This is a genomic window from Paenibacillus sacheonensis, from assembly GCF_009909195.1.
GTDB lineage: Bacteria > Bacillota > Bacilli > Paenibacillales > Paenibacillaceae > Paenibacillus_Z > Paenibacillus_Z sacheonensis.
Genome location: NZ_JAAAMU010000041.1, coordinates 1 through 2872 on the forward strand (window position 1 = coordinate 1; position 2872 = coordinate 2872).

Genomic DNA, 2872 nt, shown 5'->3' on the forward strand with positions numbered 1-2872 from the left:
TCGATGCCAATATCGATGAGACTTCCGTAACGAACGCTTCCTTCAGCGTAGACGGATTCACAGTTGAATCGATCAAAGTAACGGACAAAAACGGAAGAACGGCTCCCGACCCGCTCTATACCGTAGGCGAGAAACAGTATATTACGATCCGGGTTACGCCGAAGGACGGCACGAACTTTGCTCCAATAGTTCAACAGAGCAACGGCTCCATTATCCGCGATAGCAGCAGCGTGGAGATTGCCGGACTTCATGTTCAGGCCAAGGATCAAGCGGCGCCTACGATCATTGATGCCGAATACGTGGATGTGAATCAGAATGGCGCGGATGCCGGAGACCGGATCGTCATTCGTTTCTCCGAAGCCGTCGTGCTTCCGAACGGACTTGCGGCATCTGAGGTGCTGGATGATTTTACATTGAACAGCGGATCGTTTAACAGCGATGACGCCGTTGAGATCTCAGGAAATACGGTCACCGTCATCTTAGGAGCTGCGACTAGCGTCGCGCCCGGCATGACGATTACGATAAGCAATTCCGGCGTTACGCTGGAGGATGCGAGCGGGAACAAGGCGAAGCCGCAAAAGGCGTTCGTCAATGAAACCGTCTATTCGGCTCCGAAAACCATCGAAATTCGAAATGTCCCTATGATTCCCTAACCCAACCGGCGAAATGGACTTCCAACAAAGTCCATTTCGTCTTTTTTATGCGCATGGTAGATAGGCCTTTTTTATTGCGGTATGATGAAGGTATGAACGGATCGGAAAGAGGTGATGGCCATCTTTTATTGGATAGCGCTGCTGATGACGGCAATCGATCAAGTCACGAAGCTGATCGTGCGATTGAATATGAATGTTGGAGATACGCGTTCGTTTCGAGAAGGCATCCTGCAGTTTACCTATTATCAGAATTCCGGTGCAGCTCACAGTTCGCTTCAAGGCTACGGAAGAGCGCTCGGCCTGCTCTGCGCGGCTTTTATCGTTATCGTCATGTACTATCGAAGCAAACAAGCTTCGAATCGCCGTTGGATGGATGTCGGCTTGGCGTTCCTCGTGGCGGGAGCGGCCGGGAATGGCGTGGAACGGTTATTGTTCGGCAAAGTAACGGACTTTCTGCAGTTCGGATCCGGCCAAGGGATTATGAATATCGCGGACTTGTGCATCAACGTTGGTCTGCTCGTGGTCGTCGTCCAGCAGATCGTGTTAGCCAAACGAACGAGAGAGAAGCCCTCTTATTGAAGAGGGTTTCTTTTTTTTCTAATCTGGCATCAGCGGTTAAGAAAACAGCATCACGCGGGAAAATCCGCCTTATGTTCCGATTTTTCGGTTGTTTCTCGGGAACGAGCGGGCATGAGAATGTTTTTTGTCCATGCACGATAAATATAGTGGAGGGGATACGAGAAGGCAGCGCGTTGAAAGAACAAGCCCGATTCGTTTTATTTTGTCCATTATGAGTTAATACACTTAATAGCCCGTAAATATCTTAGTCAAGGGAGACTTGTCCATATGCCGCAAGGCAAGTGGTTTCGCATTGGTTATGGGATCATCGTCGCCTTATTGATTGCCTATTTGGCATCCAAGGTCGACTTCGTGTTCAATCCGATCAAGAAGGTGCTGGCCGCGTTGTTCGTCCCGCTGCTGATCTCCGGCATCTTCTACTATTTGTTCCGGCCCTTCGTAAGGCTGTTTTCGACCAAGCTGCCGAAGACGCTTGCCATTCTTCTCGTCTACGTCGGGGCAATCGGCGTCTGTTACTTGTTCTTCTGGATGATCTGGCCGCCGATCCGGGACCAGTCCATCAATCTGGTCGACAACTTTCCTCAGATCGTCGACTCCGTCCGAACCTGGATCGAGTCCCTGCAGCAGCACGAGTGGCTCAAGGAAATCGGGCAGAAGGACGCGCTTTCTTCGGAAAATATTACGAACAAGCTGACCGGATCGCTGGACGGTTTGCTTAATTCCGTCATCGGCAGCGTGCGCGGGATCTTTAACCTGATTATGCGCTTCTTCTTCCTGCTGGGTCTCGTTCCATTCATGATTTATTATTTGCTCAGCGAGGGCGATAAGCTGCCCGACCGCATTCTGCGCTTGCTGCCGGATCGCTATCACCGCGTGGTAGGGGGCGCACTCAAGGAAATCGATACGTCGATCGGCTCGTTCATCCTGAGCAAAGTGCTGACGTCACTGCTTATCGGCATGCTGACCTTCATCGGGTACATGTTCATTCATGTGCCGTATCCGCTGCTGCTCGGCATGGTCGCTGCCATTACGAACTTCATCCCGTACATCGGACCGTTGATTGCTTTCGTTCCGACGGCCATCGTTGCGCTAACGGTCTCTCCGATGACGGTGCTTTTGGTCGGTATCGTACTTATCGTCTCGAACCAGATCGAAGCGAACGTGATCGGCCCGCGAATCATCGGCAAGCAGATGAACGTTCACCCCTTCACCGTCATGCTGCTCGTCATCGGCGCCAGCGCGATTATCGGCCCGTTCGGGATGATCATTGTCGTCCCTGTCTACGCGATCATCAAGATCGTCGCGAACAGGACCTATGATTTCTATAAGCATAACCACATCCCGCCGATCGACCCGCTGGCGGAGATGAATAAACGTCATGACTAGTCGGGGGCAGCTTTGTCGGATCCTATTCCGTCTATGCACGCCATCGTTGAAGTAACGCAGATGAAGCTTCGTAAAAAACATGAAGGCAGCCGAACAGAGCAGAACCTGAAGTGACCCCAAAAAGTTAGACATATTTTATTTAGGCAACTTGCAGGGCATGAGTTCGGTATTGTACCGGACTCATGCCTTTTAGTTTGGACTTGATTCGTTTGTGATTGTAGTACGCCATGTATTGTGCAAGCTCTTGCTTGAAA

The 2872-nt window shown here is 51.0% G+C and carries 4 protein-coding genes; 3 read left to right on the plus strand and 1 reads right to left on the minus strand.

Going from position 1 to position 2872, the window contains the following annotated elements:
* The 3 genes from GT003_RS32015 to GT003_RS32025 all read left to right on the plus strand — a co-directional run.
* On the plus strand, nt 1-653 hold a 653-nt coding region (locus tag GT003_RS32015), incomplete at its 5' end, for a hypothetical protein (RefSeq protein ID WP_161705766.1).
* A gap of 114 nt (nt 654-767) precedes the next feature.
* Nucleotides 768-1232 (plus strand): signal peptidase II, encoded by a 465-nt coding sequence (gene lspA / locus GT003_RS32020; protein WP_161705768.1) that lies wholly within the window; start codon nt 768-770, stop codon nt 1230-1232.
* A gap of 267 nt (nt 1233-1499) precedes the next feature.
* Entirely contained in the window at nt 1500-2618 is a 1119-nt protein-coding gene (locus tag GT003_RS32025; RefSeq protein ID WP_161705770.1) for an AI-2E family transporter, read from the plus strand.
* Between the two features lie 139 nt (nt 2619-2757).
* Here GT003_RS32025 and GT003_RS32030 read toward each other — a convergent pair.
* The coding region (locus GT003_RS32030) for an IS3 family transposase (RefSeq protein WP_161704286.1) at nt 2758-2872 on the minus strand (115 nt) is incomplete at its 5' end.